This is a genomic window from Streptomyces sp. 2A115 (assembly GCF_052245575.1).
Lineage (GTDB): Bacteria > Actinomycetota > Actinomycetes > Streptomycetales > Streptomycetaceae > Streptomyces.
In genome coordinates, this window is the sequence record NZ_JBQQCG010000002.1 from 160,036 (window position 1) to 186,768 (window position 26,733).

The following is a 26,733-nucleotide window of genomic DNA, read 5'->3' on the forward strand; positions in this document are numbered from 1 at the left end:
CTAGGCCGCGCAAATCGTCCAGTCAATCAGTTGAGACGTAAAGAATCGGAAATTCTGGCTGATTGAGTCGACGCGACCAGCTCTTGAGTGGATCCGGCGTCCAATACACGACCTGTCTAGCCTTTGTGCAGCGAAGCGGGTCAGTCGGGTGAGATCAGGGCGCCGTCGGCTGCGAGTTGCTCACGCAGTTCGGCGATGTCCGCATCGCGGGGCCGGCATCCGGCGGAGACCGTCAGCGCCGCCGCGGTCCCTGCGGCCTGCCCCATCGCCATGCACTGTCCGATGGAGCGGACGGAGGCGTGGGCGTCATGGGTGGCCGACAGGCACCGGCCCGCGACCAGTAGACCGTCGACGCCGCGGGGCAGCAGGCATCGGTAGGGAACACCGTAAGTGCGGCCGGTGGGCGTCTCGTCACCGGAACCGACGTACTGCCAGATCGTCCTGTGTCCGGCGGCATGGTCCTCGATCGGAGCGCCGCAGCGCGCGATGGCGTCCTCGAACTGACGCGCGCTGAGGACGTCTTCCCTGCCCAGGACGTACTCGCCGATCAGGCGGCGGCTCTCCCGTACGCCGATGCGGGGCGCGGACGCGATGAGGAACGCCTGTTCGTACCCCGGCACCTGCTCGACGAGGAACCGTGTGTACTCGACGACCTGGCGGCGCCCTTCCTGCTCGGCTGCCGAAAGCTGCCACGGATCGGTCGGGTCGACGCCGCTCACGCGCGTCACGTTGGTGTGGACGACGCCGGGTTCGGTGGTCCGGTGGACGGAACCTTCGCGGCGGGGCAGCTCGTACGCTCCTGAGTCCGCGTGCAGAGCCATCAGGCGGTGCAGCTCCGCCGTGGGTGTCGCCGCCGCGTCGACGCCGGCGAGCCGGAACGTCTGGGTGAGCGGTTGCACGACGCGGTCCTCGGCGGGCCGTTCCAGCGCCGCCCCCGCACGCCACGCGATGTCGGCGTCACCGCTGGCATCGACGACGACCCTGGCGCGTACGTGTCCGGGGCCGGCGACCGTCTCGACGACCACCCCGACAACGCTCTGATCCTCCATCACCACCCGTGACGCACGAGCGTGGAACAGGACCCGCACGCCGGCAGCACCGGTGAGTTCGTCCCAGACCAGCTTGAGCGTCTCGGGGTCGTAGGTGATGCCGGTGCCCGCACCGTATGTGTTGGGGCGTTCGAAGGCCGACTTGCGATCGGTGAGCGCCTGGCACACCTCCCAGCCGACGCCGCCGACGACGCGATCACCCGTGCCCGGCGCGTAGAAGCCGTAGAAGGTGTCCAGCACGCTCGCCGCGGTGCCGCCCAGGTGAGCGGCGCCCTCCACGAGCAGGGTGGAAGCGCCCCGCCGTGAGGCCGCGACGGCTGCCGCGGAGCCCGCCGATCCGCCGCCGACGACCACGACATCGCCGTCCCACAGCAGCGGATAACGCGCGGCCTCCGCCTGGCTGATGCGTGTGCCGTTCACCTCAGGTGCCACCCTCCGTCTACGGGGACGACCGCGCCGGTCGTGCGGGAGGAGGCGTCCGACAGCAGCCACATGGCGGTGTCGGCGATCTCTTCGGGGCTGCAGGCCCGCGCGCCGAGTGGCATAAGCCGCGGCATTCGGTCCTGGATCGCCGGATTGGCCATGGCGCGCGCGGCCATCGGGGTGTCCACCAGGCCGGCCGCGACGATGTTGACGCGGACACCCTTGGGCGCTCCGGTGAACGCGGCCGAGCGCACCAAGGGAACGAGGGCGCCCTTCGCGGTGGCGTAGGCCGCGGTGAGGAAGTCCTTATCGAGCGTGCTCGCCAGAGCCGAGCCGACGACGACGATCGACCCGCCCGAGCCGGACAGTTGCCGGATGCCGGCGCGCAACAGGTAGAAAACAGAGTCGAGATCGACCCGGTGCACTTCGCGCCACGCCTCGTCGCTGCACTCGTCAATCGGCCCGTCGCCGAGACGCCGGCCGGACATGCCCACCGCGTGCACGATGCCGTCGAGACCGTCCAGGGCCTCGGCTGCTCGCGCCACCGCCGCGTCGGCCCCCGCGGACACGGTGATGTCGTACGTATCGCGGTCGGCCTCGAAGACCTGGGCACCGGCGGCCCGCGCGGCATTGACGCACGCAGCGCCGATTCCGCCCTGGGCGCCGGCCACCAGCAGGCGCTTCACCGTGTACCGTCCGCGGTGCGCAGAGCGGCGGCGGAGCGTCGGGCGAACTCGAGGTAAGCGCCCTCGAACAGCTCGTTGCTGCGGTCCGCGCCGACCAGGCGGGAACTGGTGATGACCGGCGGCATGGCGCCCCGCTCGGCCAGGAGTTCGGCCACCCGGACCTTGATCTCGTTGACCACGGCGATCGCGGTGAAGGTACTCACCGGGCCGACCGGGACGTCCAGGCCGGCGACGCGGCTGATGGCGTCGCCGACCGGCGAGCCCAGGTCGATCACGACATCGGCGTGGTCGGCGAGCCGGGATCCGCTCGGATGCCGCGGTTCGGCGGCGTTCGTCTCCTGCAGCGACGTGGCCGCGATGACCGGCAGACCCGCCTTCTTCGCGCCCATCGCCATCTCGATGGGGACGGCGTTGAGCCCGCTGACGCTGAAGATGAACATGCTGTCGCAGGGGCGCAGCCGGAAGTTGGCCAGGATCTGGTCGGCGAGTCCCTCGACGCGCTCGATGAACATCGCCTGCCGCTGTCCGTTGGCCCCCACCACCTGGGTGTGGAACGTCATCGAGAGTTCCACCAGCGGCTGGAAACCGGGGTAGGAGCCGTAGCGGGGAAAGATCTCCTCCACCGGCATGCGCGAATGACCGGTGCCGAAGGTGTAGACGACGCCGTCGTCGGCGATCGACCTGGCGGCGATCTGGGCCGCGGCCTCGATGGCGCCGGCCTGGGACTCGGCAAGCTGCTCGACGATCCCGACTGCGGTACGGATCCACGATGACACGGGCGGAAACCTCTCGGTACGAGGGCGGAGACAGGGCGCTCTCCCGCAGAGCAGCGTCCGGCGTGCTGTGCGGCTATGTCTAGACAGGTAAGACATGCCGGACGCTAAGGCGGCAACCGGCGCGACGTCAAGCACTCGTGCAGGCTGATCATCGGTTCCCACCAGGGTGTGCCAAGTGTGGACGCATGATGATTGACGGCCTATGCTGCGAAAGGCATACCGGTATAGACAAGGGAGGAACGCTGTGGCTCGGCGGCCCATGCCGCGACATGAAGCAGTCGAACGGCACATCCGCGGCCGGATCGCGGGGCTGAACCCCGGCGATCAGATCGAGTCCGACGCGGAACTGTGCGACCTGTTCCAAGTCAGCCGGATGACCGTCCGGCAGGCGACCCAGCGCCTGGTCGCCGAGGGTGCGATCTACCGGATCTCCGGTGTCGGCACCTTCGTGGGGGAACCGCAGGTCCATCGCCAGATGGGCCAACTGCGCTCCTTCACGGAGGAGATGGCCCTGCGCGGTATGACCGTGTCATCGACCGTCCTGGCGAGCGAACGGCGCGTGGGCACCCAGGAGGAGACCACCGCGCTCAGGCTCGCACCTCAGTCCAACGTCGTTCATGTACGGCGGCTGCGGCTGGCCGACGACCAGCCGATGGCGATCGAGAACGTCGTGCTGCCGCCGTCCTGTGCCTGGCTGTTGCGCGAGGACCTGGCCCACGGCTCGCTGCACCAGGCGCTCACCGAGCAGGGTTTCGCCCCCTCCCGCGCGACCGGAACGCAGATAGCGGCCATCGCCACCGACGACGACGCCGCCCTGCTGGACCTGCCCGTCGGCGCGCCCATCTTCGTCGAGCGCCGACTGATCACCACCGCGGACGGCACACCCGTGGAACTCACCGAATCCCGCTACGCGGGTTCCCGTTTCGTGTTCCACATCGAACTGGCCTAGTCATTTGGGCCCTGGCCGCCGGCACTTGGGCACCGACCGCCGGCATGTCGGCTTCGACAGCCTGTACTTGGCTCCCATCATCGGTCGCCGCGCCGGGTTCCCCTCCGCCCGCGCCGGAGGTGGGCATCCGAAAGGAGAACAACATTGCCTGTCGTCGAGACGGTCCTTGGCCCGGTCGCCGCTGCCGAACTCGGTGAGGTGGATGCCCATGAGCACGTCTTCCTGCGTACCCCGGTCAACCCGGGTGACGAGTTTCTCGACACCGACAAGGCGGCGGCCGAGCTCCTGCGGGTGGCGGCAAGCGGCATTCGCACCGTCGTCGACCTGACACCGGTCGGCCTCGGACGCCGCCCCAGCCAGCTCGCCGAGGTCTCCCGCGCGAGCGCCATCCATGTCGTCGCCGCGACCGGCTACCACCGCAGCGCGCACTATCCGGCCGCTCACTGGGCCCGCCACGCCGACGACGCGACGCTTCTCGATGTACTCCTGGACGATCTGCGGGTCGGCATGGACAGCCACGACTGGGACTTCCCCCGCCCCGTCCCCAGTCCCCACAAGGCCGGCATCATCAAGCTCGGTGCCTCGTACCACCGGATCGACCACCACGAGGAACGTTGGTTCGCCGCGGGAGCGGCGGCGGCTCGGCGGACGGGCGTGGCCGTGGCGGTCCACACCGAGGTCGGGACCGCCGCACACGCCGCACTGGACCTCCTGGACAAGCACGGCTTGCCCGCCGGACGGGTCCTCCTCGCCCACACGGACCGCAATCCCGATCCGGAAGTCCACCTCGACCTGATCGCCCGTGGCGCCCACCTCGTCTACGACACGATCGGGCGGATCAAGTACCGGCCGGACTCGGTCGTCCTCGACCTGATCGAGCGCATCGCCGAGGCGGGCAAGCTGGGCCACGTCTGCCTGGGGACCGACGTCGGACGCAAGTCCTCGCTCAGCGCCTACGGCGGCGGGCCGGGGATGGACGTACTCGGCCGCGACTTCGTCCCGCGGTTGCGCCGCCGCCTCGGTGACACGGCAGTCGACACCGTGCTGCGGCATGCTCCCCAGGCGCTGCTGGCCAAAGCGACCCCAGCGCTGTGAAGGCCCGCGCGGGTTGAACCGGCTTCCGGCACTGCGAACACACGCGCACCGCCGTGACTGGCGGGTGCTGCCGGACTCGACGCCCTGCCCGAGGAACTGGCCGACGTGGAACGGCCGTCCCCTACGGGGGCGGCGGATCGCAGGTGCGCCGCCGTATCGAGGCTGTCCGACAGCCCTCGGCGAGCGTCGCATGAACGTCAGCTTCTCCGAGCGACACGTGGATCCTGCCGGACATGGGGGGCAGGGTGAGCCGGGTTTCACCGCTTCCGGCCGACGTGGTCGCGGGCCGTGACGAGGGGAGCGGTCGGGGGATCGCCTTCATCGGCGCGCGTCGGGTGGGACGGACTCGATCGCCGCGAACTCGACGCGTCCGCAGCGCAGTTGGCCGGTCCGCGGGCCTGGAGCGCTCGCAGGCCCAGGGCAAGCTGTTGTGGCCCCGGGCGTTCTGTGTTCCCTGGGCGTTCTGTGACAATGACGCGGTGCCGTCGACACCCCCGCCTCCGCCCCCGGACCCCATAACGGCTGACGCGCCGGAGGCGATAACTCGCCCGCTGCTCACCCAGTCCTGGCTCGACCTCACCTTTCTCCACTGGGCCGTGGACCCGGCCGACGTGGCGAGCCTGCTGCCGCCCGGGGCCGTCCCCGACACCCTGAACGGCGTCACCTACGTAGGCCTGGTCGCGTTCCGGATGCACAGGGTCGGCTGGTTCCGTCTCCCGGGCGTCCCTTACCTGGGCAGCTTCCCCGAGACCAATGTCCGCCTCTACTCGGTGGACGCGCACGGGCGGCGCGGTGTGGTCTTCCGCTCACTCGACGCCTCCCGTCTCGTGCCGGTGGCGGTGGCGCGGACCGCCTTCCGGATGCCCTACCTGTGGTCCCGCATGGCCATCCGTACTGACGGCGACAGCGTCACCTACACCAGCTCCCGGCGCTGGCCCGGCCCGCGCGGCGCCCACAGCCGCATCACTGTCCGGGTGGGCGAACGGATCGAGAAGCCCACCGAGTTGGAGCATTTCCTGACCGCTCGCTGGGGAATGCACAGCGCCTTCTTCGGCCGGCCGATGTACCTGCCCAACGCCCACCCCAGCTGGCCCCTGCACCGGGCCGAACTGGTTGAGTGCGACGAGGATCTGATGGCGGCGGCCGGCTTCCCGAGGCCGGCTAGTGAGCCGCTGAGCGTTCTGTACTCGCCCGGCGTCCCGGTCCGCTTCGGCCGCCCCGCCCGCCCGGCAGGCATTCCCACCCCCTGACCGCACCGGTGTCGGCTGCCGACGTGCTTCGACGTGGTGAGGGCCCGCGCCTGCGCGCTGCACACGAGCAGGCCCTGGACGTCTGTCCTGTCACTGACTGGTTCGTGGGCTGTAGGGGGTGAGGAGCTGGTCGACGGGTGCGTAGTCGTCGGTGAGCAGTTGGGCATCGCCGATCCAGGAGGTGAGGTCGTCGCCGGTGGCGATCTTCCACCCGGTTCGCCGTGTGTCCAGCGCTTCCTGGGCCGCGCGTACGTCGACTGGCCGGTCGGAGGCGAGCACAACCATATTGCCGCCCTCGGCGGTGGCGGTCGGGTCGAGGCCGATATCAGCGGGTTCGCCGACGAGGGCGACGTGCTCAAAGGTCTCGCTGAGGGTGGCTGCTTCGGCACGCGCGAAGTCCATGCCCCCGTGGTCGATGAGGTTGGCGACGTACAGGCCGTCCTCGTCGAGCACCCGCCGTACGTCAGTCATCGCTTCCACCGTAGTGAGGTGCCACGGCACGCTGACGCCGCCGAAGGCGTCGCCGACGACGAGGTCACGGCTGCCGGCGTCCAGTCGTCGCAGGCCGAGCCTGCCGTCCTCGACGCGTACGTCGATACCGCGTCCTGATTTCAGACCGAGTTGCTCGCGGTTGATGCGTACGACCCCGCCGTCGATCTCGGACACAAGACTGCGCGTCCCGGGCCGCGTGGCCGCGAGGTAACGGGGAAAGGTGAGCCCGCCGCCGCCCACGTGGTGGGCGGCAAGTGGCTCACCTTCGGGAAAGGCGGAATCCACCACCGACGCGATGGCGCGCACATACTCGAACTCCAGGAAGGTCGGGTCGTCGGTGTCGACGTAGGAGTGGCGCAAGCCGTCCAGCACGAGTGTGCGGCCGCCGTTCCGGTCGGGGTCTGCGACGACCCGTGCGCAGTGGTACTTGGTCTCCGTGTCGCAGGCACCGGGCGCGACCGTGGTGGCGAGGCCGCCGGCAACGACCACGAGGGTGAGGGCAGGGGTGCCGGTCCACCCGCGCGTACGCCACTCAGCCAGCGCCCCGCCGACCACCAGCAGCGTTCCGAGGCCGATCAGTATGCCGCTGACCGGCAACCGCGACACGAGGACGAAGCCGGTGAGGACGGTGCCGGCGATGGCGCCGACGGTACCGACGCCGGACAGCCGGCCGACAACCGTTCCGGTCTCGGCGAGGCTGGTAAGACGTAACTTGGTCACGATCGGCGTCACCGCGGAGAGCAGCGCGCCCGGCACGAGGATGGTCCCCGCCGCGATCAACAAGAGCAGCGGTGCTGCCCACTCCGCGGTGGTGCGCAGCACGGCAGGGGTGAGCGCCACGACCGCTCCCGACACCCCGAGCGAGGGGCCTATGAGCCGACGTGGATTGACCTGGTCGGCGATGCGCCCACCCAGCCAGGAGCCGACGGCGATCGCGGTGAGGGCGATGCCGATCACCATGGTGCTGGTCTCGAGGGTGAGGCCGAGGTAGGGAGCCAGGAGCCGCAAAGCGACGATCTCGACCACCAGGACTGCGGCCGAGGACCCGAACACCAGCACGGCAGCGGCACGGGGACCCAGGCCGTGGTTGCGAGGCGTGCCGTCGGCGACAGGGGAGGAAGACGATCCGGTCACGGGCGACATCCTTGCATGGGGCTCATCGGCCGAACACCTTGCGAAAATCCTCATTACCGTCGACTCGCGTCACCGGGCGGCACGGTGGGCGAAGATGTCACACACCGCCGGATCGAAGTCCGCGAGCAACAGGCGGGCCGGCCCCAGACGGCTCTCGAGCCGTCTCGCTGTACAGCACAGCCGGTGCAAGGGCCGACCGGGCGTGGCGAGGAGCTGCTGGTGGACATGCGCCGCCACGCCGAGGAGGAGAGCACCCGTGCCGCCACCTGACACACCAGGTGGCGGCAACCGCCGCTTCGCCGGCCCTGGAAGGCCCGGATCCCGGGGTCAGTTGAAGGGGTCGAGGGTGATGTACGCCTGCTGCGGATCGCCGTCGTGCACGAGCGACTCGTGGTTGCCCACGTCGTCGAACGCGAAGGCGTACGCCTTGCCGTCGGCCATCTGCGCGTGGATCTTGCGGGCGTAGTGGTTGGTGACGACGTCCGCGTAGAAGCCGGAGCTGCTGGTGTCGGGCTGGTTGGGGTTCGTCAGTAGCGTCGAGCGGTTGAACCCTGCGCACAGGGTGCGGGAGATCGGGCCGCGTACCAGGTCGTTCGGTGCGTCCAGACGCTTGTAGCAGCCAAAGATGCTGTCTGCGTCGGGCTTCTGGAAGGTGGTGACGACGGCGCCGGAGGTGTTGGTGAAGTTCATGACGTTGCCGGAGACCCGCCCGTAGTACTTGGTGTTCGGCTGATCGCCGAAGGGCGTGACCGTCAGGGTCGAAGTGCTGTACTTCTGCCACACGCGGTTGATGTAGTCGTCCATCACATTCGCCGGCAGCGCGCCCGCCGCGATGCCGTGCCCCGGGGCCAAGGCCCGCAGGACCGTGCCGTCGGAACGGGTCTGGATGAGGTTCGCCCAGCCGCCCGGCTGACCGCGCAGCGCACTGAAGAAGCCGTTGTACCCGCCCGGCTTAAGGTGGCCGGTGTTCTTCACAGTGCCGTTGGCGGCCTTCACGCCGACTGCGTACGGCGCGGAGAACATGTCGACCTGGGTGCTGTTGATCCACAGGCCGGAGTCGTTGAGGGTGTACTCGGTCCAGTTGAACAGGATGTTCCTGTTGGGGTCCGACGGGTTCTGCACGGCGGGCTGCACGAGGCCGCCGGTGGTCAGCTTGAAGACGAGCTTCTGGCCGTAGGAGAAATAGACGCGGCCGGAGAACTTCGGCATCCGGAGCGTCATGGTCTGGCCGTTGGCCGGTCCGGCGATCGACGCGTCGGGCGCGTTGGTCGGAGGGTTGCCGCCGGCGGGCCAGGGGTGGAACGTGCCGTTCGCGTCGGCCCAGCCCTGTTGGCCGGTGGTGAGCAGGGTGCCGATGTTGTAGACGTAGACCTGGTCACCGCGCCCCGAGTTGTTGCTGATCGTCAGGGGGATGGTGGTGGGCACGGCGGCCTGGGCCTGGCTGCCGGTGCCCGGCCAGGTGATACCCAGGCTGATGGCCAGGGCTGCCAGCACGGCGGCCAGCGTCCTTCGCGTCACAGAGATGGACACATTGTTCTCCTTATTGGTCCTTGGTCCTTGGTGCGGGGCTGTGAGCGAGCGGTCAGCCGATGACGACGCCGCCGGCGACGCGCCCGAGGCCGTTCCAGGCGCCGTGGCCGTCCCCGCCCTGCCAGGCGTAGACGGTGGCGGCGTTGGTCGTGTTGTCCCCGAGGACGTAGTCGGCGTTGCCGTCGCCGGTGAAGTCGGCCGTGGACACACGGGTGGCGTCACCGGTCAGCCCGGAGGCGACCTGTCCCCGCCCCAGCCAGCCGCCGCGGCCGTCACCGCCCCGGTTGAGGTAGGCCGAGACCGCGCCGGTGGAACTCAGCCACGTGTAGTCGGCGCGGTCGTCCCCGTCGAGGTCCGCGAAGCGCACTTTGGAGGCGTCCGTGGTCAGGCCGGTGGTGATCCGGCCCAGTGGTGACCAGCCGCCGTGGCCGTCGCCGCCGCGGTTGAGCCATACCGACACAGCGCCGGTGGAGGCGACTAGGACGTAGTCGGTCCGGCCGTCGCCGTCGAAGTCGGCGAACTTCACCTGGCTGGGGTCGGTGGTCTGGCCGGTGGCGACCTGACCGAGGACGGACCAGCCGCCGTGACCGTCGCCGCCGCGGTTGAGGTAGACCGTCACCGCGCCGTTGGCGCCGAGGACGATGTAGTCGGCTCGTCCGTCGCCGTCGAAGTCGGCGAAGCGGATCCGGCGCGTGTCAGCCGTCAGGCCCGAGGCGACCTGGCCCAGCGGCGACCAGCCGCCGCGGCCGTCACCACCGCGGTTGAGCCACACCGACACCGCGCCGGTGGAGGCGAGGGCCAGGTAGTCGGCCCGGCCGTCGCCGTCGAAGTCCGCCCACCGGACCTTGCCGGTGGTGCCGGACTCGGTGCCCGCGCCCAACTGCCGCCTTCCGGCGGTCCATCCGGCGTCGAACACGTCGGTGAGGGCAGGGGCGAGGGCCTGTGCCATGCGCTGGTAGCCGGCGTCGTTCGGGTGCAGGTCGTCGGCGAACTGGGCGGAGGTCAGGGCGGGTGGGTCGACGTAGAGGAAGTTGTTCCCGGCGGCCTGCTGGGTGACCTGCAGTTGCTTGGCGGCCGCGTTGTACGCCGCCACCCGCGAGCCCAGGTCCGGGGTGGTCGGGATGAGGCCCAGCATGATGACGCTGGTGCCCGGCCGGTCGGCGTTGATGCGGTCGACCAGGTCGGCCAGCCGTGCGGGAGCGTTCGGGACGTCGACGCCCCGGTCGAGGTCGTTGAGGCCGATGTGCAGGATCACCACGTCGGGGCGGGCCGCGGACATCCAGCCGTCGATGCCGTCGCGGATCTGGGAGATGACGTATCCGCTGTGGCCCTCGTTGGACTGGTCGGCCAGCGTGCCGGAGTTCTGCGAACCGACGAACTGCCCGGTGTACGCGGACTGACCGGCCACCAGGCTCGCGAGGGGCGCCCGGTACGACGACGTGGTGGCGCTGCCCACGCCCCAGGTGATTGAGTCGCCCAGGGGCATGACCCGTAACTGAGGGACGGGTGTCTGGGCCGAGACCGGTCCTGCCGGCACGAGCGTCAGGAGGACCGCACCGGCGGCGAGGGCTGCGGCGGATGCCCGCCGCTTCAGGCACCGGGTTCGCGTGCCGCGGCGCGCGGGTGGGTGTCTGCGGCGGACGGACACGGCCATGGAGCTTCTCCTCTGGCGGCGCGGCGGCTGGTGGGGGTCAGGAGGCGGCGTTCATCAGATCGAGGGCACTCTGCTGGCGGGCGGCGTCGGTCTTGTCCAGGGGGCCGTACCAGCGCAGGCCGTACTGGTCGAGCGCGTTGCGGTCGGAGGCGTAGGCCTGTGCGGCCTGCTTGTTGAGGTATGCCGTGTAGGGGCGGTCGGACAGGACCGCGTTGAGCTTCGCCAGGCCGCGTACGTCGGCGCCCTTGAAGGAGGGTCCGTCGGCGCCGCAGTCACCGCTCTCGCAGGGGTCCTTGAGGATGCCGGCCGAGGTGTTGAGCCTGCTGGAGGTGGTGTTGGCGTCGGCGATCCGACGGGCGGCGGTGAGTACGGAGGAGTCGCCCGTGGCCTTGTACAGCTCGGTCAGACCGCCGACCAGTTGGCCCTGGTTGTACGACCAGACCGTGCTGTTGCCGTTCTTGCAGGTGCTCAGGCTGATGCCGTCGCCCACCGTCTGGTCGGAGTTGATCATGCCGGTGCCCTGGAACCAGGTCCAGTCCGCCTTCGCGCGCTGAAGGTATGTGGTGTCGCCCGGGATGCGGTTGTGGAGGGCGGCGTTGAGCTCGATGTAGAGGGAGTTGGGGATGGCGTTCTTCACCGTTTTCGCGGTGCTCCACCACACCCCGCCGCCGCAGGTGTTGTCCCAGTAGGAGGCCATGTAGTCCGCGTCGGCCCGGGCTGTGGCCAGGTAGCGGGGGTCGCCGGTCAGGTCGTAGGCCGCGATCCAGGTCAGGCCCCACCATCCGGTGTCGTCGATGTAGTCGTTGCGGAACTGCCCGGCATGGGCGTTGACCTGCAGGTCGTAGGTGCGGCCGATGGCGTAGGTGTAGCTCTTCATGCCGGTGATCCGGGCGTTGTCGATGACGGCGTGCAGCGCGTTGGCGGAGTTCCACCAGCCGGTGGTGTCGAACAGGCCGGTGCTGTAGTCGTAGAACTGCATCTGCGCGGTGGCCGCCGCGGTGCGCCGGTCGGCGGCGTTCCAGGTGGAGCGGGCCCAGGGTGTGCAGACGATGTCGGTGCGGTTGGCGGCCTTGCCGCAGGCGCGCAGGGCGCCGACGCCGTGGTTCGCCCAGTCGTCGACGTTGTACATCATGGTCCGCCAGCCGCTCTGGCCCGCCGGGATCGTGGTGGCGCCGATCCTGCTGCCCGAGGACCAGGTGCGCCCGCCGTCGAACGAGCGGTCCATCCACACCTCGTCCCCGGGGCTGCCGTTGCCCATGGACGCCCAGCCCATGGCGTCGGCGTCGTCGAAGTGCAGCACGAACGTGCGCCCGAAGAGTGTCGCGGTGACGGGCTTGCGGTCCTGGCTGCTGAGGGCCGGGTCCCGCGCGTCGCAGTACTTGTTGCAAACCGCCGCCGCGGCGGCCGCCGAAGCCGTCGGAGCGGCCTGAACCAGAAAGGCCGACATCGTTGTCAGAGTGAGCAGGAGTGCGGTTGAAAGAGATCGCTTGGCGCGCATGGAAGACTCCCGAGGCTTGCCGAACACTGCGGTGGGGCACAGGGGCTGGTCCTTGAAAGCGTGTGCGCAGACGCTAACCGGAAGCGGTGTACACGTCAATGGTCTGGACCTGATCGCGCACGCCGCGATATCGCCGGTCAGCTGATCCTTGCCGTGCCGTCGGCGCTTTCGCCGGACGGGGTGCCGAGCGGCGCTGCTCAACCGCTCGGCAACCGCAACCCGTCCGCGTCGGAGTCGGCCGGTGGCGAGGCTGAACGCCGCCCGCGTGACCGGCCGTTGTGTCCCGGAAGGATCGACTCGCACCGCTTCTCGTCGTTGGCCGAGGTCCGAACAAGTCGTGCAGGAAGCCTTGACCGACGCCCTCAAGGCGCTCACAGTACGTGCTAATGCGCATTACTGATACGCATTACTGATACGCATCAACAGCCCGGACATCGGCCGTGAACGGCCGGGTGGGGAGCATGGTGGAGCAGCCCAGGAAGCGGTCGCGGCGTGGTCGGACCCCCACGGTGGCGGGGCGCACGTCACGACCGCGGCAGGCGGAGGTCGCCCAACTGGCCGGGGTGTCCCAGGCCACGGTGTCGCTCGTGCTGTCGGACAAGGCGCAGGCCTCGGCGATCTCCGACGAGACACGTCAGAGGGTGCTCGACGCCGCCCGCAGTCTTGGCTACGCACCGGATCCTGCGGCGCGGCGCCTGGCGGCGGCCCGCAACAACCTGCTCGGCGTCTTCAGCTTCACGGCCACCTTCCCGACGGACGTGCAGCACTCGTACTATCCCTTCCTCGTCGGCGTGGAGCGAGAAGCCGCCGCGCGCGGCTACGACTTGGTGCTGTTCACGGGGTCGAGTTCCGGTGGCGCCGGGGCGGCCGGGCCCGAGGCGTTGAACCGGGTACGGCTCGCTGATGGTTGTCTGTTCCTTGGCCGGCACGTCCCGCTCGCCGAGCTGAAGAGGATGGTCGCCGACGGGTTCCCGGTCGTGCACCTCGGGCGTCGCGAAGAGCTGGAAGGACTGTCCTGGGTGGGCGCCGACTATGTGAGCGCCAGCAGCGAAGTGGTCCGGCACCTGGCGTCACTGGGGCACCGCCGCGTCGTCCTGATCCGTGAGGAGGATGACGCGCCGGCCTCGACGGACCGTCAACGGGGCTTCCTGGAGGGGCTGGAGGCGGTCGGACTGGCCGGCGGGCCCCAGGCCGTCTTCCGCTGTGCCGATCCGCAGCGCGACATCACACCCGAGGTGCTGGGCCGATGGCTTGCCGAGGGCGTCACCGCCTTCGTCGCGGAGGAGACCGACACCGGGGCCGCCTGGCGCGCCCTGCGCACAGCCGTGGACGAAGCCGGCCTGACCTGCCCCGATGACCTCTCCCTCGCTCTCCTTGGCAGCCCTCCGCCCGATCTCGTCGAGGGTCCGCAACCCACCGGTTTCGACATCCCCCGCCACGAGTTGGGCGCGGCCGCGGTCCGGTTGTTGGCCGCACTCGTGGTCGACGAGCAGGCCGAGGAACCCCTGGTCACTTGTGTGTTCCGGCCAGGTGCGACCACCGGGAGGCCGCCGGAGCGCCGTTGACCTCCCCTCACCGAATCCACTGAATCCACTGAGTCCTCCGTGAACCGGAACAACCAGCAAGGAGAAGCGTGATACCCGAAGCGGACATCCTCATAGTGGGCGGCGGACTCGGCGGCGTCGCCGCGGCGCTGGCCGCCTGCCGGGCCGGACGCAGCGTCGTGCTCACCGAGGAGACCGACTGGATCGGCGGACAGCTCACCTCGCAGGCCGTACCCCCGGACGAACACCCATGGGTCGAGCAGTTCGGCACCACCGCCTCCTACCGCCAACTCCGTGAGGGCATACGGCAGTTCTACCGGCAGTGGTACCCGATGCGCTCGCAGGCGCTGGCGCTCACGGACCTCAACCCCGGCGCCGGACGCGTGAGCAAACTCTGTCACGAGCCGCGTGTGGCACTGGCCGTGCTGGAGGCCATGCTCGCGCCCCACCGGGCCGCCGGACGGCTGACCGTCCTCACCGACCACGGGCCCGTCGCGGCGGAGTCCGACAACGATGTCGTACGGTCCGTGACGCTGGAGCACCGGCACGACGGCGCCCGCGTCACCATCGCGGCCCGGTACGTCCTCGACGCCACGGAGACTGGTGAACTCCTGGACCTCGCGGGTGTCGAGTACGCCTGTGGTGCCGAGGCGCGCTCCGAGTACGACGAGCCGCACGCCCCGGACCGGGCCCAGCCGCTCAACCAGCAGGGCATCACCGTGTGCTTCGCGCTCTCCCATCACGAGGGCGAGGACCACACGGTCGACCGTCCGGCGGACTACGGCTTCTGGCGCGCGTACCGGCCGGACTTCTGGCCCGGACCGCTACTGGGCTTCGAGGCTCCCGATCCGCGCACCCTGGAACCCGTGTCGCGTACCTTCGTCCCCAACCCGGACCACGACCCACTCGCGGTGAGTGCCGACCAGAGCACTGACGCGGGCGACAAGGAACTGTGGGGCTTCCGCCGCATCCTCGCCCACAGGATGCACCGCCCCGGAGCCTTCGACTCCGACATCACCCTCGTCAACTGGCCGCTCAACGACTACTGGTTGAAGCCGCTCGTCGGGGCCGGAGCGCAGACCGGAGCCGAAGCGGTCGCCGAGGCACGGCAGTTGTCCCTGTCGGTCCTGTACTGGCTGCAGACCGAGGCGCCCCGCCCGGACGGCGGCACCGGGTTACCGGGCCTCCGCCTGCGCCCCGACGTGACCGGCACCGCCGACGGCCTGGCGAAGGCGCCCTACGTCCGCGAGTCGCGCCGTATCAAGGCCGTCACCACCGTCGCCGAGCACGACGTGGCGATCGACCTGGTCGGACCCTACGGCGGCACCAAGCACCGGGACTCCGTCGGAGTCGGCGGCTACCGCATCGACCTGCACCCCTCGACGGGCGGTGACACCTACATCGACATCGGCTCGGTGCCCTTCGAGATCCCGCTCGGTGCACTGGTGCCGCGACGGGTCCGCAACCTGCTGCCGGCAGGCAAGAACATCGGCACGACGCACATCACCAACGGCTGCTTCCGGCTCCACCCGGTGGAGTGGAACATCGGCGAGGCCGCCGGTGCGCTCGCCGCCCACTGCCTGGCCGAGGACGTCGAACCGCACCAGGTCCAGGCCGAGGACAAGCGGTTCGAGGAATTTGCCCGACGGCTCGACCACGACGGAGTGCAGCGCCACTGGCCCGACGTACGCGGCTACTGACCCCGGCACACACGGCGGCCCCGGACGCCGAACCGCGCGCGTGAGCTGGAAGGCCCCGGCTTCCCCTGGCCCGCCCGCGACCGCCCGAGCACGACTTTCACAGCACAAGGAGGTGCTCCGACATGACCCATCACCGCATCCGCGTCGGCATCGACGTGGGCGGAACCTTCACCGACGCCGTCGCCGTGGACGCCACGACACTGGGCCTGCTGGGCCAGGTCAAAGTCCCCACCAGCCACCATCACGAGGACGGAGTCGCCCACGGCATCGTCGAGGCGCTCGGCCGGCTGCTCGAACAGGTCGACCGCGCTCCCGCCGACATCGCGTTCCTGGCGCACGGCACGACCCAGGCCACCAACGCCCTGCTGGAGGGCGATGTGGCCACGGTCGGCCTGATCGGCATCGGCTCAGGACCTGCCGCCGTCCTGACCCGCCGCCTTGCCGCGCTGGGCCGGCTCGAACTCGCCCCCGGCAAGCGGCTTCCGCTCGCCTACGCCCACGTCGCCGACCCGGACGACGCGACCGCCGTACGTACCGCGGTCGAGGAGTTGACGGGAGCGGGCGTCCAAGTCCTCGTCGCCACTGAGCCGTTCGCCGTCGACCGGCCCGAAGGGGAGCAGTCCGTACTGGAGGCGGCCGGGCCGGCCGGGCTTCCGATGACGGCGGCGCACGAGATCACCTCGCTGTACGGGCTGCACAAGCGGACCCGCACCGCCGTCGTGAACGCGGCCATCCTGCCGCGCATGCTCACTACCGCCGACCTCGTCGACGCGTCCATCACCAAGGCGGGCGTCACCGCGCCGCTCATGGTCATGCGCTGCGACGGCGGGGTCATGGCGCTGGACGAGATGCGGCGACGCCCGCTCCTGACCGTGCTGTCGGGCCCCGCGGCCGGAGTCGCCGGCGCCCTGATGCAGGAGCGGATCAGCGAGGGCGTCTTCCTCGAAACCGGCGGCACCTCCACCGACATCAGCGTCGTACGCCGTGGCAGGGTCGCCGTCCGGCACGCCACGATGCTCGGCAAGGCCTCGTACCTCAACGCCCTGGACGTTCGCACCGTCGGGGTCGGCGGCGGCTCGATGGTCCGCGTCGACCGTATGCGCGTCGAGCAGGCCCGTGTCACAGGCGTCGGGCCGCGCAGCGCCCACATCGCGGGACTTCCCTACGCCTGTTTCGCCGGCCTCGACGACCTGCGCGACGCGACTCTCGCCACGGTGGCCCCGATGCCGGACGACCCGGGCGACCACGCCGTCCTGGACGCGGCGGGCGGCCGGTACGCCATCACCATGACCTGCGCCGCCAACGCCCTCGGCCGCGTCCCCGAAGGGGACTTCGCGCGCTGCGACCAGGAGGTCGCCAGGGCCGCGATCGCCCCCCTCGCCGCTGCCCTGGGCGTGGACGTGCCGACGGCCGCGGGCCGGATCCTCGACGCGGGCGTGACCCAGGTGAGGAAGGTGGTGGACGGGCTCGTCCGCGACTACCGCCTCGACCCCGACACCGCGGTGCTCGTCGGCGGTGGGGGAGGAGCGGCCACCGTCACTCCGCACGTGGCGGCGCTCAGCGGGATGGAGGGCAGGATCGCCCGGCACAACGAGGTCATCAGCCCGATCGGCGTGGCCCTCGCCCTGGTGCGGGAGCAGATCGAGCGCATCATCCCCGGTGCCGGCCAGGAGCAGATCCTCGCTGTACGCGCCGAGGCCGAACAGGCCGTCGTCGCCCAGGGGGCCGCGGCCGACGGGGTCGAGGTCGAGGTGACCTTCGACCCGCAGACCAGCACCGTGCGCGCCATCGCCACCGGCGCCACCGAACTGCGGACCCAGGACCGCGCACACAGCACCGACGACGCCGGACGCCTCGCCGCAGCGGCCGCCAGCCTCAAGACCGACCCCGCCCGAGTCCGCGTCCTCGCCGGCACCCCGGCCCACACGGTCTACGGCACCGAGGTGCGCCGCCGAATGAGGGCTACCCGGCGACCCGTACGCGTCGTCGACGCCGACGGCGTGGTGCGCCTGCACGCCTCCGACGCGCGCGTGGCCGCCACCACCGTGGCTGCCGCCCCCGAACTCCTCGCCCACCTGGTGCGCGAGGCCACGTCGTACGGCGACGGGGGCGTCCGCGCCCCCGCGCTGCGCCTCCTCCTCGGCTCCCGCATCGCCGACCTCTCCGGAGTCCTCGACCCGCAGCCCCTGCTCGCCCTGGCCCGCAGCGAGATGCGTGACCGCGCGGCCGACGAACCCGTGGTCGCCGTACTGGAGGTGCGGTCATGACCGGCTCCCTCGCGGGACGGGCGGTGGGACTCCTCGGGCCCGCCGCCGATCCGGCCGCGGACGACCTCGATCTCGCGGTACGCCTGCTCGCCGCGACGCCCACGCACGAGGGACGTGAAGGTGCCCGACTGCGCCAATGGGCCCAGGCCGCCGACGCGTTCGGCGCCGCACTCGACCCCGGCCCGTGCCGCGCCCGGATCGTCGAACGCGGCGACGGACTCGAACAGTTGCTGCTCGCCCGCTACACCTCGCGTCCTGCCACCGTCGAGCTGTACACCGACACCATCGAACGGGCCGAGACGCTGATCGACGAACTCGGCTGGCGCTCCTGGTATCCCGTGGGATCCGTGCGTGCCGCGGCCCTCGCCCATGAGGCCGCACACGAACTGCTGCACCGCAAGGAGATGAAGGCCGCTCTCAAGGAAGCCGTCGGGCACATCGCCCTGCGGCTCGGCCGATTCCGGGTCCTCGGCCATGTGGCGGGGGCCGAGGAGATCGCCGCCCACGCCTGTGCCCGTACGGTCTGCGGACTCGGCCGCAGCCCCCTGCTCCTCACCGCCGCGCTCACCGCCGCGGTGACCGCGCCCGGAAGGGAGAGATGAACCATGGGTCTCGTCATCCTGCTCGTCATGGCAGCGGGGGTCGCAGCCATGCTCACCCGCAGACTGCCCACGGCCTTCGCGCTCGTCCTCCTCGCCGTCGTCATCGCCTTCCTCGCCGGCGCGCCGCTGACCGGGAAGAACAGCGTCATCGACACAGTTCTCCAGGAGGGCGCGCCCACGCTGGCCGCCACCATGATCGCCATCGTGCTGGGTTCGTGGCTCGGCAAACTCCTGGAGGAGACGGGCGTCGCCGCCACGCTCGTCCGCAAGATCGTCGAGTTCGGCGGTGACCGCCCGGTCGTCGTGGCCCTCGGGGTGCTGGCTGTCTCCGCCCTCGTCGGGACCGTCACCGGTTCCGCGCCCGCCGCGATGCTCGCGGGGCTCATCGGCATCCCTGCCATGATCGCCGTGGGCATCCCCAAGGTGACCGCCGCAGGGACCATCCTCATGGGCATCGCCGTGGGCATCCCCTTCGAACTGCCCTTGTGGCAGTTCTTCTCCACGGCTCTGGAACTGCCCGTGCCGACCGTCCGCGGGTTCATGGTCAAGCTGTTCCCGTTCGCCCTGGTGGCCGCCGTCCTCTACGTGTTCGTCGAGTCGCGCCGACGCGGCGTGGAACACACCTGGTCGCTCAAGTCCCTGCAGGAAAAGCCCCGCTCACCCAGCCGACGGGAGAAGCTGGGCGACGCCCCCTGGTACGCGCTGCTCACCCCGGCCGTACCCCTGATCCTCGCCCTGGGCTTCGAACTCGCCATCATCCCCTCCCTGTTGGCCGGCGTCCTGTACGCCCTGGCCACCACCACCCGGCCCCGGGACATGAACAAGCGGCTCCTGCGCACCCTGTACGGCGGATTCGAGGTGGCCGCCCCGCCGATCGCCCTGTTCATCGCCATCGGCATCCTGCTCGCCGCGGTGAAGCTGCCCGGCGCCGTCGACGCACTCGAACCGCTGATGAAGGCGGTCAGCCCGCACAACGCCGTGCTGTTCGTCATCGTCTTCACGCTGCTCGCGCCGCTGTGCCTCTACCGCGGGCCGCTGAACGTCTTCGGACTGGGTGCCGGGATCGCGGGCGTCCTGATCGCCACGGGCATCTATCCCGCCGCGGTCGTCCTCGGTATGGCCACGTCGTACAACCAGGTCTTCGGCGTCGCCGACCCGACCAGTACGCAGACCGTCTGGGCCGCCCAGTACGCGGGAGTCTCCCCGCAGCAGGTCATGGTGCGCACGCTCCCGTACGTGTGGGCCGTCGCCCTCGGCGGGCTGTGCGTCACCGCGGCCACCTACCTCTGACGTTCCCTCTCTCCTCGGAGCCGACCATGCATGAGCGTTTCGACCGTCGTCTGTTCCTGCGCACCACCGCGGCCACCGGCGCCGCCCTCACCCTCGGCGGACTCTCCGCCCCGGCCGCGTCCGCCGCACCCGGCGGATTCCCCGACTACACCTACGTCCGCACGCTGCTCACCCCGTCCCAGCTGAAGTACAACCCGACGGGCGAGATCATCTTCCCGTGCATCCGCGGAACGGCCGGACGTCTGGCCAGTCCCGTTGCGAAGTACTACCTGTACTACGGGCCGCACGACGCGCCCGGCGGCATCTGCCTGGCCTACGGCGACTCCCTGGAGGGCCCCTTCACGGAGTATCCGAACAACCCGATCGTCTCGAACGACTGGCAGCCCCACTACTCCGTCAGCCATGTGGCGTCCGCCCACGTGATGTGGAACGAGAGTGCCAAGGAGATGTGGCTCTACTTCCACGGAGAGAACACGACGACGCGACTGGCCCGGTCCAAGGACGGCATCAACTTCACCTACGACAAGGTCGTCCTGTCCACGTCGATGCTGCCGAGCGGCACGACCGAGACGTCGTACGCCCGTGTCTTCCCGCACGAGCTGCCGTCCCGCGGCGCCCACTACGTCATGGTGTTCATGCTGAACAACACCACCAACCACCGTGACATCCACTGGGGTTGGTCGGCCGACGGGCGCACCTGGAGCTACGACCAGCAGCCGCTGGTCCGTCACTCCGACGTCGGCGCCGTCAACATCGGCGGACCGCACCTGCTCCACCGCAACAACAGCACGTACGTCGTCTACAACAAGGACAAGGCGAGCGGCGGCGACCTGATGATCACGGAGGTGGGCAACGACTTCAGCAAGCGCGCCCACCTCGGTGTCTTCTACAACTCCCGGAACGCGGCCCCCGACAACGGCCGATCAGCCTCCCCGACGTTCGGTACCGACGGCGGCGTGGCGTACATGATCTATGAGGCGGGGGAGCGCCTGGCCGGTTCCATCGCGATGGCCCGCGCCTGACGCGGGCACTGTGCCGGGGGAAGGCGCTCGATTCCGGCGGGGTCGAGCGCCTTCGCGGCCGGTCCTGTCCGGCCACGCCGGCCTGTCGGACCCTCGATGTGTGCGCCCCGTGCCTACGTCGCCTCCAGCCAGAACGCCTTGCCCTTCGAGGTGTTCTCGGACAGGTCGACCGGCAGCCCATCGGTGCGCAGGCGCTCGCCCGTGAACTGCCCCTTCGCGGTGTGCGCCTGGGTGCCGTCGTCGTCGATGGTGATGTCCGTGACGGCGTACGTCGTACGGTCCTTGAGCCAGCGCACCTTGGCATCGACGGCGGTCTGCGCGGTGCCGGCGGCGGTCGCCATCAGAAGGGCGGTGCGGCGCGAGGCGTCCGCCCACATCCACACGTACGGGCCCTTGGCACTGTCCCACTCCGTCGTGTCCCAGCCCTGGCCCAGATGGACGGGCAGGAACTGGCCGTCCGTCAGGGCGGTGATCTCGGGTCGCCTGCGCCAGGCGTTGAAGATGCCCATCAACTTCACCGCCGCGTCGGGCCACTTGGTCGCGTCGCCGGGATCCTGGGGGAACTTGACCGCGCGGACGGCCATGTAGGAGTAGTAGTCCTCCATACGGCCGGTCATCTTGCCGCCGTTCATGTACGTCGCGGCCATCGGCAGGTGTCCGAACGCGGTGAGCGCGGTGCGCAGCGACAGGTCCTCTCCGGTGACGCCTCCGTTGGATGTGTTCCAGCCGTTGTACGCGATGTGCAGCAAACCGTTGTTGCGGTCGCCCTGGGTGGGGGCGATGTCGAGTTCGCTGGTGAGCTTGGGCAGGTACTGAGGGTTCTTCGTCACCAGGTCGTTGAGCATGGCCCGGGTGAGGACGGCCTTGCGGTAGACGTTGTCACTCGGGTGCGAATAGGCGGTCGTCCGCTCGTTCTGCCAGTACTCGGTGAGGTCGATCATGTGCTGAGTGACGTCGTAGTCGTTGAGTAGCGTCTCGATCTGGCCTGTCTTGTAGGCGAGTTGGGCCGGGTCGGCGAGGTCGCGGCCCTTGAGGTGGCCGTCTCCCGTCAGCGAGAACCAGAGGCCGAAGCCGAGTCCGTTGTCCTTGAGGGTCTTCGAGAGCGTGCCCAGGCTGGTGATGGACTTCTTCATCGAGTCACTCGGTTCGATGGTGTCGCGCGTGGTGTTCCAGTAGTCGTCGAGCATGACCATGTCGAGGCCCGCCCGCTTCGTCTGCGGGATGACCGTGTCGTAGTAGTAGCCGGCGGGCAGTTCGTGACCCGGGCCGCCGCGGTAGTCCCAGTCGTTCTGGTGGAAGAGCGTGGTCGTGTGGTGGTACTTGAAGCGCTTGCGGAAGTGCAGCTCGTCGGCCATCTTGCCGTCGACGACGTCGCCCTTGAAGACCGTGAGGTTCACCGCCAGATACTCGAACTCCTCACCCGGGAACAGCGTCAGTCGCAGCGCCTCGGGGTGGGTGTCCACGGAGACGGTGTCCTGCTCGTGCCAGGCGTTGATGCCCGCGAACGGCGGCAGCATGTAGTCGGTCGGGTAGTTGCCGTTGCCACGCTGGGTCTTCCAGTTGAGCTCGGGACTCATGCTCCAGCCGTCCCCGGTGTCGTACACGGTGAGGGCCTTCTTCGGCCAGGACCTGCCGACGGGGTCGGTGCTCAACGACCCCCGTGTGCTGAACCACTTCATGTTCGGGACGTAGTGGAGGGTGTGCGGCTCGTCCGGCAGCCGCAGGTCGATCACGGTGGAGCGGGTGAGGGTGAGTTCGCGGGCCGTGTCCTCGTTGCGCACGAGGGTGAAGTAGCGCAGGCCCGTGTCGCCGTCGTAGATCTCGAAGACCAGGGTGACGCGGAACGGTCGGGGTCCGGTTCTGCGCAGGGGGATGCGGACGCGCTCCCCGACCCGCCAGGACCTCTCCTTCGTGCGCACGGTGATGAGTTCCCTGGTCGTCGCTCCCAGACGCCACCCTCCGTCGTCCGCGCGCACGGTGTCGGCGCCGTCGAGTTCGTGGGCGAAGAGCAGTGAGGGAGCCGCCAAGTAGTCGCGGCCCGCACGCTTGTTGAGGAGCCCGGTGAGGCTGATGCCGCCGTCTTCGTAGGTGACCGTGGCCCTGAGGGAGTCGTTCTCGAAGGTCCAGTTTCTCGCTCTGCGCCGGATGCTTTCCGACAGCGCGGCGGCGGATCCGGTGCCTGCTGCCAGGAAGGCGGCCGAGGCCGTGCCGAGGAAGAGACGGCGGCTCAGTGGGGACATGATCGGGCATCACCCTTCGTCTGTTGACATCGTTGTCAGAGTTGAGGGCAGTCGGGCGCTTCTCGCAGTTGGGCCATCTCGTCATGGGGATCGGTGCGCTTCGGTTCGGCGCGGGGTGCGACCCGCCGGCCGCCATCAGGGACACACCAGCAACGGCAAGCGCTTTCACCGCCGTGAAACCTAAGCGGCGCTCGACGGGTCGGTCAACAGGGCTGCACGACCCAATTGCCCCCTCAAGGCCAACAGCGGCAGCACCCTTGACGCGCCCATGGCGCACCCGAAGAATGACCGCGACCCTCTGACAACGTTGTCGACGGAAAGGTCGCCGCCACATGCCGCAGCCAGCCACGGAGTTCACCCGCCGTCACCTCATTCAGCTGCTCGGCGTTTCCGGCGCCCTGACCGCCTCCCCGCTCGTCCTGGGATCAGAGCAGGCCATGGCCGTGGCGGCCGCCGGGAGCGCGGCGGCCGCGCCCGATCCGGCAATGACCCCTGTCTCCGACACGTACTACCGTGCCCTCCTCACCCACACCCGCTGGTCCGAACAGCAATGGGATGCGGCCCAAGGCCACTACACCGCCAAGGACTTCGGCTTCGCGGTCGTGCTCGGCAACGCCGTCCTGCTGACCCGGGGCCCGTACGACGCCGAGCACGCCGGGGTCGACAAGGACACCCTGCGCGCCCGTACCCTCGCCACCCTGAAGCACTTCGCGGCGTCGAACCGACTGACCGGCGGAACCCAGTGGGGCCGGAAACTGTTCTTCGACACCACCTTCCAGTCCTACTTCGTCCTGGCGGCCCGGCTGCTGTGGGACGACCTCGACGAGGTGACGCGCCGCAACGTCGACACCATCGCCCGCGAACAGGCCCAGTACACCGCCGGGTTGGGCACGGGAGACGATCCCGACTCCGGCGACTGGACCCCGCACGGTCTCGACGGCGGTTTCCAGGGCGACACCAAGCTGGAGGAGATGGGAATCTACGCCCAAGCCCTCGCCCCCGGCCTCGCCTGGGCGAGCGACGACGCGCGGTACGAGGCATGGCGCGGCGCCTTCGGCCGGTGGAGCCGCAACGAGGCGGGCCTGCCGGCCGCCGACCTCGCCAACCCGGCCCGCGTGGACGGGATCGCCGTCAGCGAGAACACCGCGCAGAACCTGTACGACACGTTCATCGTCGAGAACCACGGCTCGTTCGGCCCGCACTACCAGGAAGAACTCTGGCGAACCTCCGGACGCAACGCCGCCCACTTCCTCGTCGCGGGCCGCGCCCTCCCACAGGTGCTCACCGCACAGCCCAACGCCGGGCCGCTGTGGCGCACCCTGCTCGGCGTGATGAGCGACGCGGGCGAGCCGCTGATGCCGATGGTCGCCGACCGCGAACATCTCTACGGCCGCGACGTCATCCCGCTCGCCTTCCTCGCACAGGTGGCCTCAGACCGCGCCGCGGCCCGCTGCGAACTCGCCCTGGCCGAACGTCTGGAGGCCTACCAGGCGTACCCGCCGCAGTACCGCCTCGCGAAGTTCTCGGGTGAACCCAAGTACGAACCCGAGGCGCGCGCCGAACTGGCCATCAGCTATCTGCTCCACGAGTGGCGGGCCCGGTCGGGGCGCGCACCGGTGCAACCCCTGTCGCAGCGTGAGCTCTTCGAGCAGGCGAGCGGCGTCATCGACCACGGCCCGGGCCCCGGCCTCGTCTCCCACCAGTCGCCCGGCGCGTGGGCCGGGGTGGTCAGCAAAGCCGGTTTCGTGAAGTTCGCCTGGCAACCGGCCCATGACGACTGGCTGTTCGCGCTCAGCGGTACGACGCCGATGTTCCTGCCGAGAACCGGGGCCAAGGTCACCGGACGGTCGGTCGTCGCGTACTCCCGGCTGCGGGACGGGTTCGACGGCAGCGCGAGCCTGCTCACGCTGGACGCCGGGTACGCGGGCTTCACCACGCTCCCGACCGGGACCGTCGTGTACGCGACCTCCGGTACGGCCGCCGGGGAAGGCCACCTGGAGGTGCGCAACCTGAACATGCCCGGGATGCCGGGGCTGGACGGAAGCCGCACGTACCGGGCGGCCGAGGGGAGCGCGACGGTCGTGGCCCAGGCCGGTCCCTCGACTCCCACCGGCCCACGGGTCGACGAATTCACCTTTCCTCGCGGCCGGTTCCGTCATCTGCGGATGCTCGGGGTACGCCCCGACCCCAGTTACGGCTATTCGCTGTACGCCTTCGAGATACGCGACTCAGCCGCGGGCGCCGACCTGGCGCGCGGCGCCGGGGCGACGGCCTCCGCGTCATCCTTCGACCCGGGCAAGGAGCCCGTACTCGCGGTCGACGGCGACGGCTCGACCCGTTGGGCGGTGTCCCGTGCGGACCGTCCGCGCGCGGACAGTTGGCTCGCCGTCGATCTGGGCGCGGCCCTGGACGTGGACCGCGTGACCCTGCGCTGGGAGACCGCGGCGGGCCGCGCGTACCGGATACAGGGATCGGTCGACGGGCGGAAGTGGACCGACCTGGTCGCCTGGCCGCAGGCGGACCTCACCAGCCGCGGCGGCTGGCTGGACATCGACGGCCGTGCCGGTCTCGTCGTGCGCGGCGGCGCCAACCCGATCTCGGTGTACGGCAACGCGGTCGTCCTCTCCGACGGACCGGCCGAGGGCGTTTTGGTCGAGGGACTCCCGGACGCGACGCCCGAGCGGCTCCGCGCCGCAGCCGCCCGGAAGGGCCCCTTGGTGCGGTCCGCCCAGGTGAAGGCCACTCTCACCGACGACTACCTGAGCCTGTTCAACCTCTCCTCGGATCCCGTGACCACCACGGTAACGATCCCGCGCTCGCCCGCCGAGGGAATCCGCCTGTACGCGGGTGTCCAGACCGTCACCGAATCGGGCACGGACTTTCGAGCCGAACTGTCCGCCGCTTCCGCCGTATTGCTGCCTGCGCGCATGGTCCTCTCCGGGAAAGCCATTCCCGTCGGTCTGCGCGCCGAGGTGGTCGACGGCCGCACGGTGCGACTCGGCGGACCTTCCTGCCGTGTCACCGTCTCCGCTCAGGGCAAGAACCTCGACGCCACGGTCCGCACGGGTCGTACGACGACGGTCACCGTGCCGCGCGCCACGGCGTACCCGCTCGCCGATCTCGCACTCGGCCGTCCCACTTTCCCGACCGCACCGTTGCCGCCCGGCATGACGGACCCGAAAGCCGCGGTGGACGGAGACGAAGGCACCGCGTGGACCCCCGGCCCGGACGGGCGCATGGTCGTCGACCTGGGCGCCGAGCGGCACATCACGGAGATCCGCACACAGTGGCGGGGTGGCCGCATTCCGGCAGCGCAGGCGGAGTTCAGCAGGGACGGCCGTACGTACACGGGCGCGGCACGACTGACGGCGCGGGGAGTCCTGCGCACCGACAGCACGGCCCGCTATGTGGCACTCCGGGTCACCGCCCCGGCCGGAGGCCACACCGCACTCACGTCCCTCACCGTCACTTCGTGACCTGAGGAGCAATCCCCTGAGGAGCAATCCCCTGAGGAGTGGGATGCCGGGAAGGA

At 70.0% G+C, this 26,733-nt stretch carries 18 protein-coding genes; 10 read left to right on the plus strand and 8 right to left on the minus strand.

The window, feature by feature from the left end:
• Nucleotides 1–140: 140 nt before the first annotated feature.
• From ACTWQR_RS02310 to ACTWQR_RS02320, 3 genes are read right to left on the minus strand one after another with little or no spacing between them, the layout of a single operon-like run.
• Nucleotides 141–1,469: an FAD-dependent oxidoreductase gene (locus tag ACTWQR_RS02310; RefSeq protein WP_443225153.1), complete on the minus strand. Its 1,329-nt coding sequence runs from the start codon at nucleotides 1,467–1,469 to the stop codon at nucleotides 141–143.
• Nucleotides 1,466–2,158, minus strand: coding sequence for an SDR family oxidoreductase (locus ACTWQR_RS02315; RefSeq protein ID WP_443225154.1), 693 nt, complete (start codon nucleotides 2,156–2,158; stop codon nucleotides 1,466–1,468). The genes ACTWQR_RS02310 and ACTWQR_RS02315 overlap by 4 nt, the downstream gene beginning before the upstream one ends.
• Entirely contained in the window at nucleotides 2,155–2,934 is a 780-nt protein-coding gene (locus ACTWQR_RS02320) for a sugar isomerase domain-containing protein (RefSeq protein ID WP_443225155.1), read from the minus strand. Before ACTWQR_RS02320 ends, ACTWQR_RS02315 begins: the two co-directional genes overlap by 4 nt.
• 259 nt (nucleotides 2,935–3,193) lie before the next feature.
• Between ACTWQR_RS02320 and ACTWQR_RS02325 the strand changes: the two genes are divergently transcribed.
• The 3 genes from ACTWQR_RS02325 to ACTWQR_RS02335 all read left to right on the plus strand — a co-directional run bounded on the left by ACTWQR_RS02325 (nucleotide 3,194) and on the right by ACTWQR_RS02335 (nucleotide 6,228).
• Nucleotides 3,194–3,883 carry a GntR family transcriptional regulator gene (locus ACTWQR_RS02325; protein ID WP_443225156.1) on the plus strand — a complete coding sequence of 230 codons (690 nt, stop codon included), beginning with the start codon at nucleotides 3,194–3,196 and terminating at the stop codon, nucleotides 3,881–3,883.
• A 144-nt stretch (nucleotides 3,884–4,027) separates the two neighbouring features.
• Nucleotides 4,028–4,978, plus strand: coding sequence for a phosphotriesterase family protein (locus tag ACTWQR_RS02330; protein WP_443225157.1), 951 nt, complete (start codon nucleotides 4,028–4,030; stop codon nucleotides 4,976–4,978).
• 479 nt (nucleotides 4,979–5,457) lie between these two features.
• Entirely contained in the window at nucleotides 5,458–6,228 is a 771-nt protein-coding gene (locus ACTWQR_RS02335) for a YqjF family protein (protein ID WP_443225158.1), read from the plus strand.
• Between the two features lie 90 nt (nucleotides 6,229–6,318).
• Here ACTWQR_RS02335 and ACTWQR_RS02340 read toward each other — a convergent pair whose 3' ends face one another.
• The 4 genes from ACTWQR_RS02340 to ACTWQR_RS02355 form a co-directional block, all read right to left on the minus strand.
• The gene (locus ACTWQR_RS02340) at nucleotides 6,319–7,863 is read right to left on the minus strand and encodes a fused MFS/spermidine synthase (protein ID WP_443225159.1); all 1,545 of its coding nucleotides are present in this window, start codon (nucleotides 7,861–7,863) and stop codon (nucleotides 6,319–6,321) included.
• Between the two features lie 318 nt (nucleotides 7,864–8,181).
• The gene (locus tag ACTWQR_RS02345; protein WP_443225294.1) at nucleotides 8,182–9,378 is read right to left on the minus strand and encodes a glycoside hydrolase family 64 protein; all 1,197 of its coding nucleotides are present in this window, start codon (nucleotides 9,376–9,378) and stop codon (nucleotides 8,182–8,184) included.
• Nucleotides 9,379–9,436: 58 nt separating this feature from the next.
• Nucleotides 9,437–11,038: an FG-GAP-like repeat-containing protein gene (locus tag ACTWQR_RS02350; RefSeq protein WP_443225160.1), complete on the minus strand. Its 1,602-nt coding sequence runs from the start codon at nucleotides 11,036–11,038 to the stop codon at nucleotides 9,437–9,439.
• A gap of 37 nt (nucleotides 11,039–11,075) precedes the next feature.
• Nucleotides 11,076–12,485 carry a glycoside hydrolase family 76 protein gene (locus ACTWQR_RS02355; protein WP_443225161.1) on the minus strand — a complete coding sequence of 470 codons (1,410 nt, stop codon included), beginning with the start codon at nucleotides 12,483–12,485 and terminating at the stop codon, nucleotides 11,076–11,078.
• A 512-nt stretch (nucleotides 12,486–12,997) separates the two neighbouring features.
• Here ACTWQR_RS02355 and ACTWQR_RS02360 point away from each other — a divergent pair.
• From ACTWQR_RS02360 to ACTWQR_RS02385, 6 genes are all read left to right on the plus strand, one after another.
• The gene (locus tag ACTWQR_RS02360; protein WP_443225162.1) at nucleotides 12,998–14,101 is read left to right on the plus strand and encodes a LacI family DNA-binding transcriptional regulator; all 1,104 of its coding nucleotides are present in this window, start codon (nucleotides 12,998–13,000) and stop codon (nucleotides 14,099–14,101) included.
• Nucleotides 14,102–14,169: 68 nt separating this feature from the next.
• Complete coding sequence (locus ACTWQR_RS02365; RefSeq protein ID WP_443225163.1) at nucleotides 14,170–15,780, plus strand: FAD-dependent oxidoreductase; 1,611 nt, start codon at nucleotides 14,170–14,172, stop codon at nucleotides 15,778–15,780.
• 122 nt (nucleotides 15,781–15,902) lie between these two features.
• Nucleotides 15,903–18,047 carry a hydantoinase/oxoprolinase family protein gene (locus ACTWQR_RS02370; protein ID WP_443225164.1) on the plus strand — a complete coding sequence of 715 codons (2,145 nt, stop codon included), beginning with the start codon at nucleotides 15,903–15,905 and terminating at the stop codon, nucleotides 18,045–18,047.
• Nucleotides 18,044–18,649, plus strand: a complete 606-nt coding sequence (locus tag ACTWQR_RS02375; protein WP_443225165.1) for a hypothetical protein — start codon at nucleotides 18,044–18,046, stop codon at nucleotides 18,647–18,649. Before ACTWQR_RS02370 ends, ACTWQR_RS02375 begins: the two co-directional genes overlap by 4 nt.
• Nucleotides 18,650–18,652: 3 nt before the next feature.
• Nucleotides 18,653–19,939 carry a TRAP transporter large permease subunit gene (locus ACTWQR_RS02380; RefSeq protein WP_328442132.1) on the plus strand — a complete coding sequence of 429 codons (1,287 nt, stop codon included), beginning with the start codon at nucleotides 18,653–18,655 and terminating at the stop codon, nucleotides 19,937–19,939.
• Nucleotides 19,940–19,965: 26 nt separating this feature from the next.
• The gene (locus tag ACTWQR_RS02385) at nucleotides 19,966–20,961 is read left to right on the plus strand and encodes a hypothetical protein (RefSeq protein WP_443225166.1); all 996 of its coding nucleotides are present in this window, start codon (nucleotides 19,966–19,968) and stop codon (nucleotides 20,959–20,961) included.
• 113 nt (nucleotides 20,962–21,074) lie between these two features.
• Here the strand turns inward: ACTWQR_RS02385 and ACTWQR_RS02390 are convergent, their stop codons facing one another.
• On the minus strand, nucleotides 21,075–23,201 hold the full coding sequence (locus ACTWQR_RS02390) for a hypothetical protein (RefSeq protein ID WP_443225167.1): 2,127 nt from the start codon (nucleotides 23,199–23,201) through the stop codon (nucleotides 21,075–21,077).
• A gap of 332 nt (nucleotides 23,202–23,533) precedes the next feature.
• Between ACTWQR_RS02390 and ACTWQR_RS02395 the strand changes: the two genes are divergently transcribed.
• The gene (locus tag ACTWQR_RS02395) at nucleotides 23,534–26,677 is read left to right on the plus strand and encodes a discoidin domain-containing protein (RefSeq protein ID WP_443225168.1); all 3,144 of its coding nucleotides are present in this window, start codon (nucleotides 23,534–23,536) and stop codon (nucleotides 26,675–26,677) included.
• Nucleotides 26,678–26,733 lie beyond the last annotated feature (56 nt).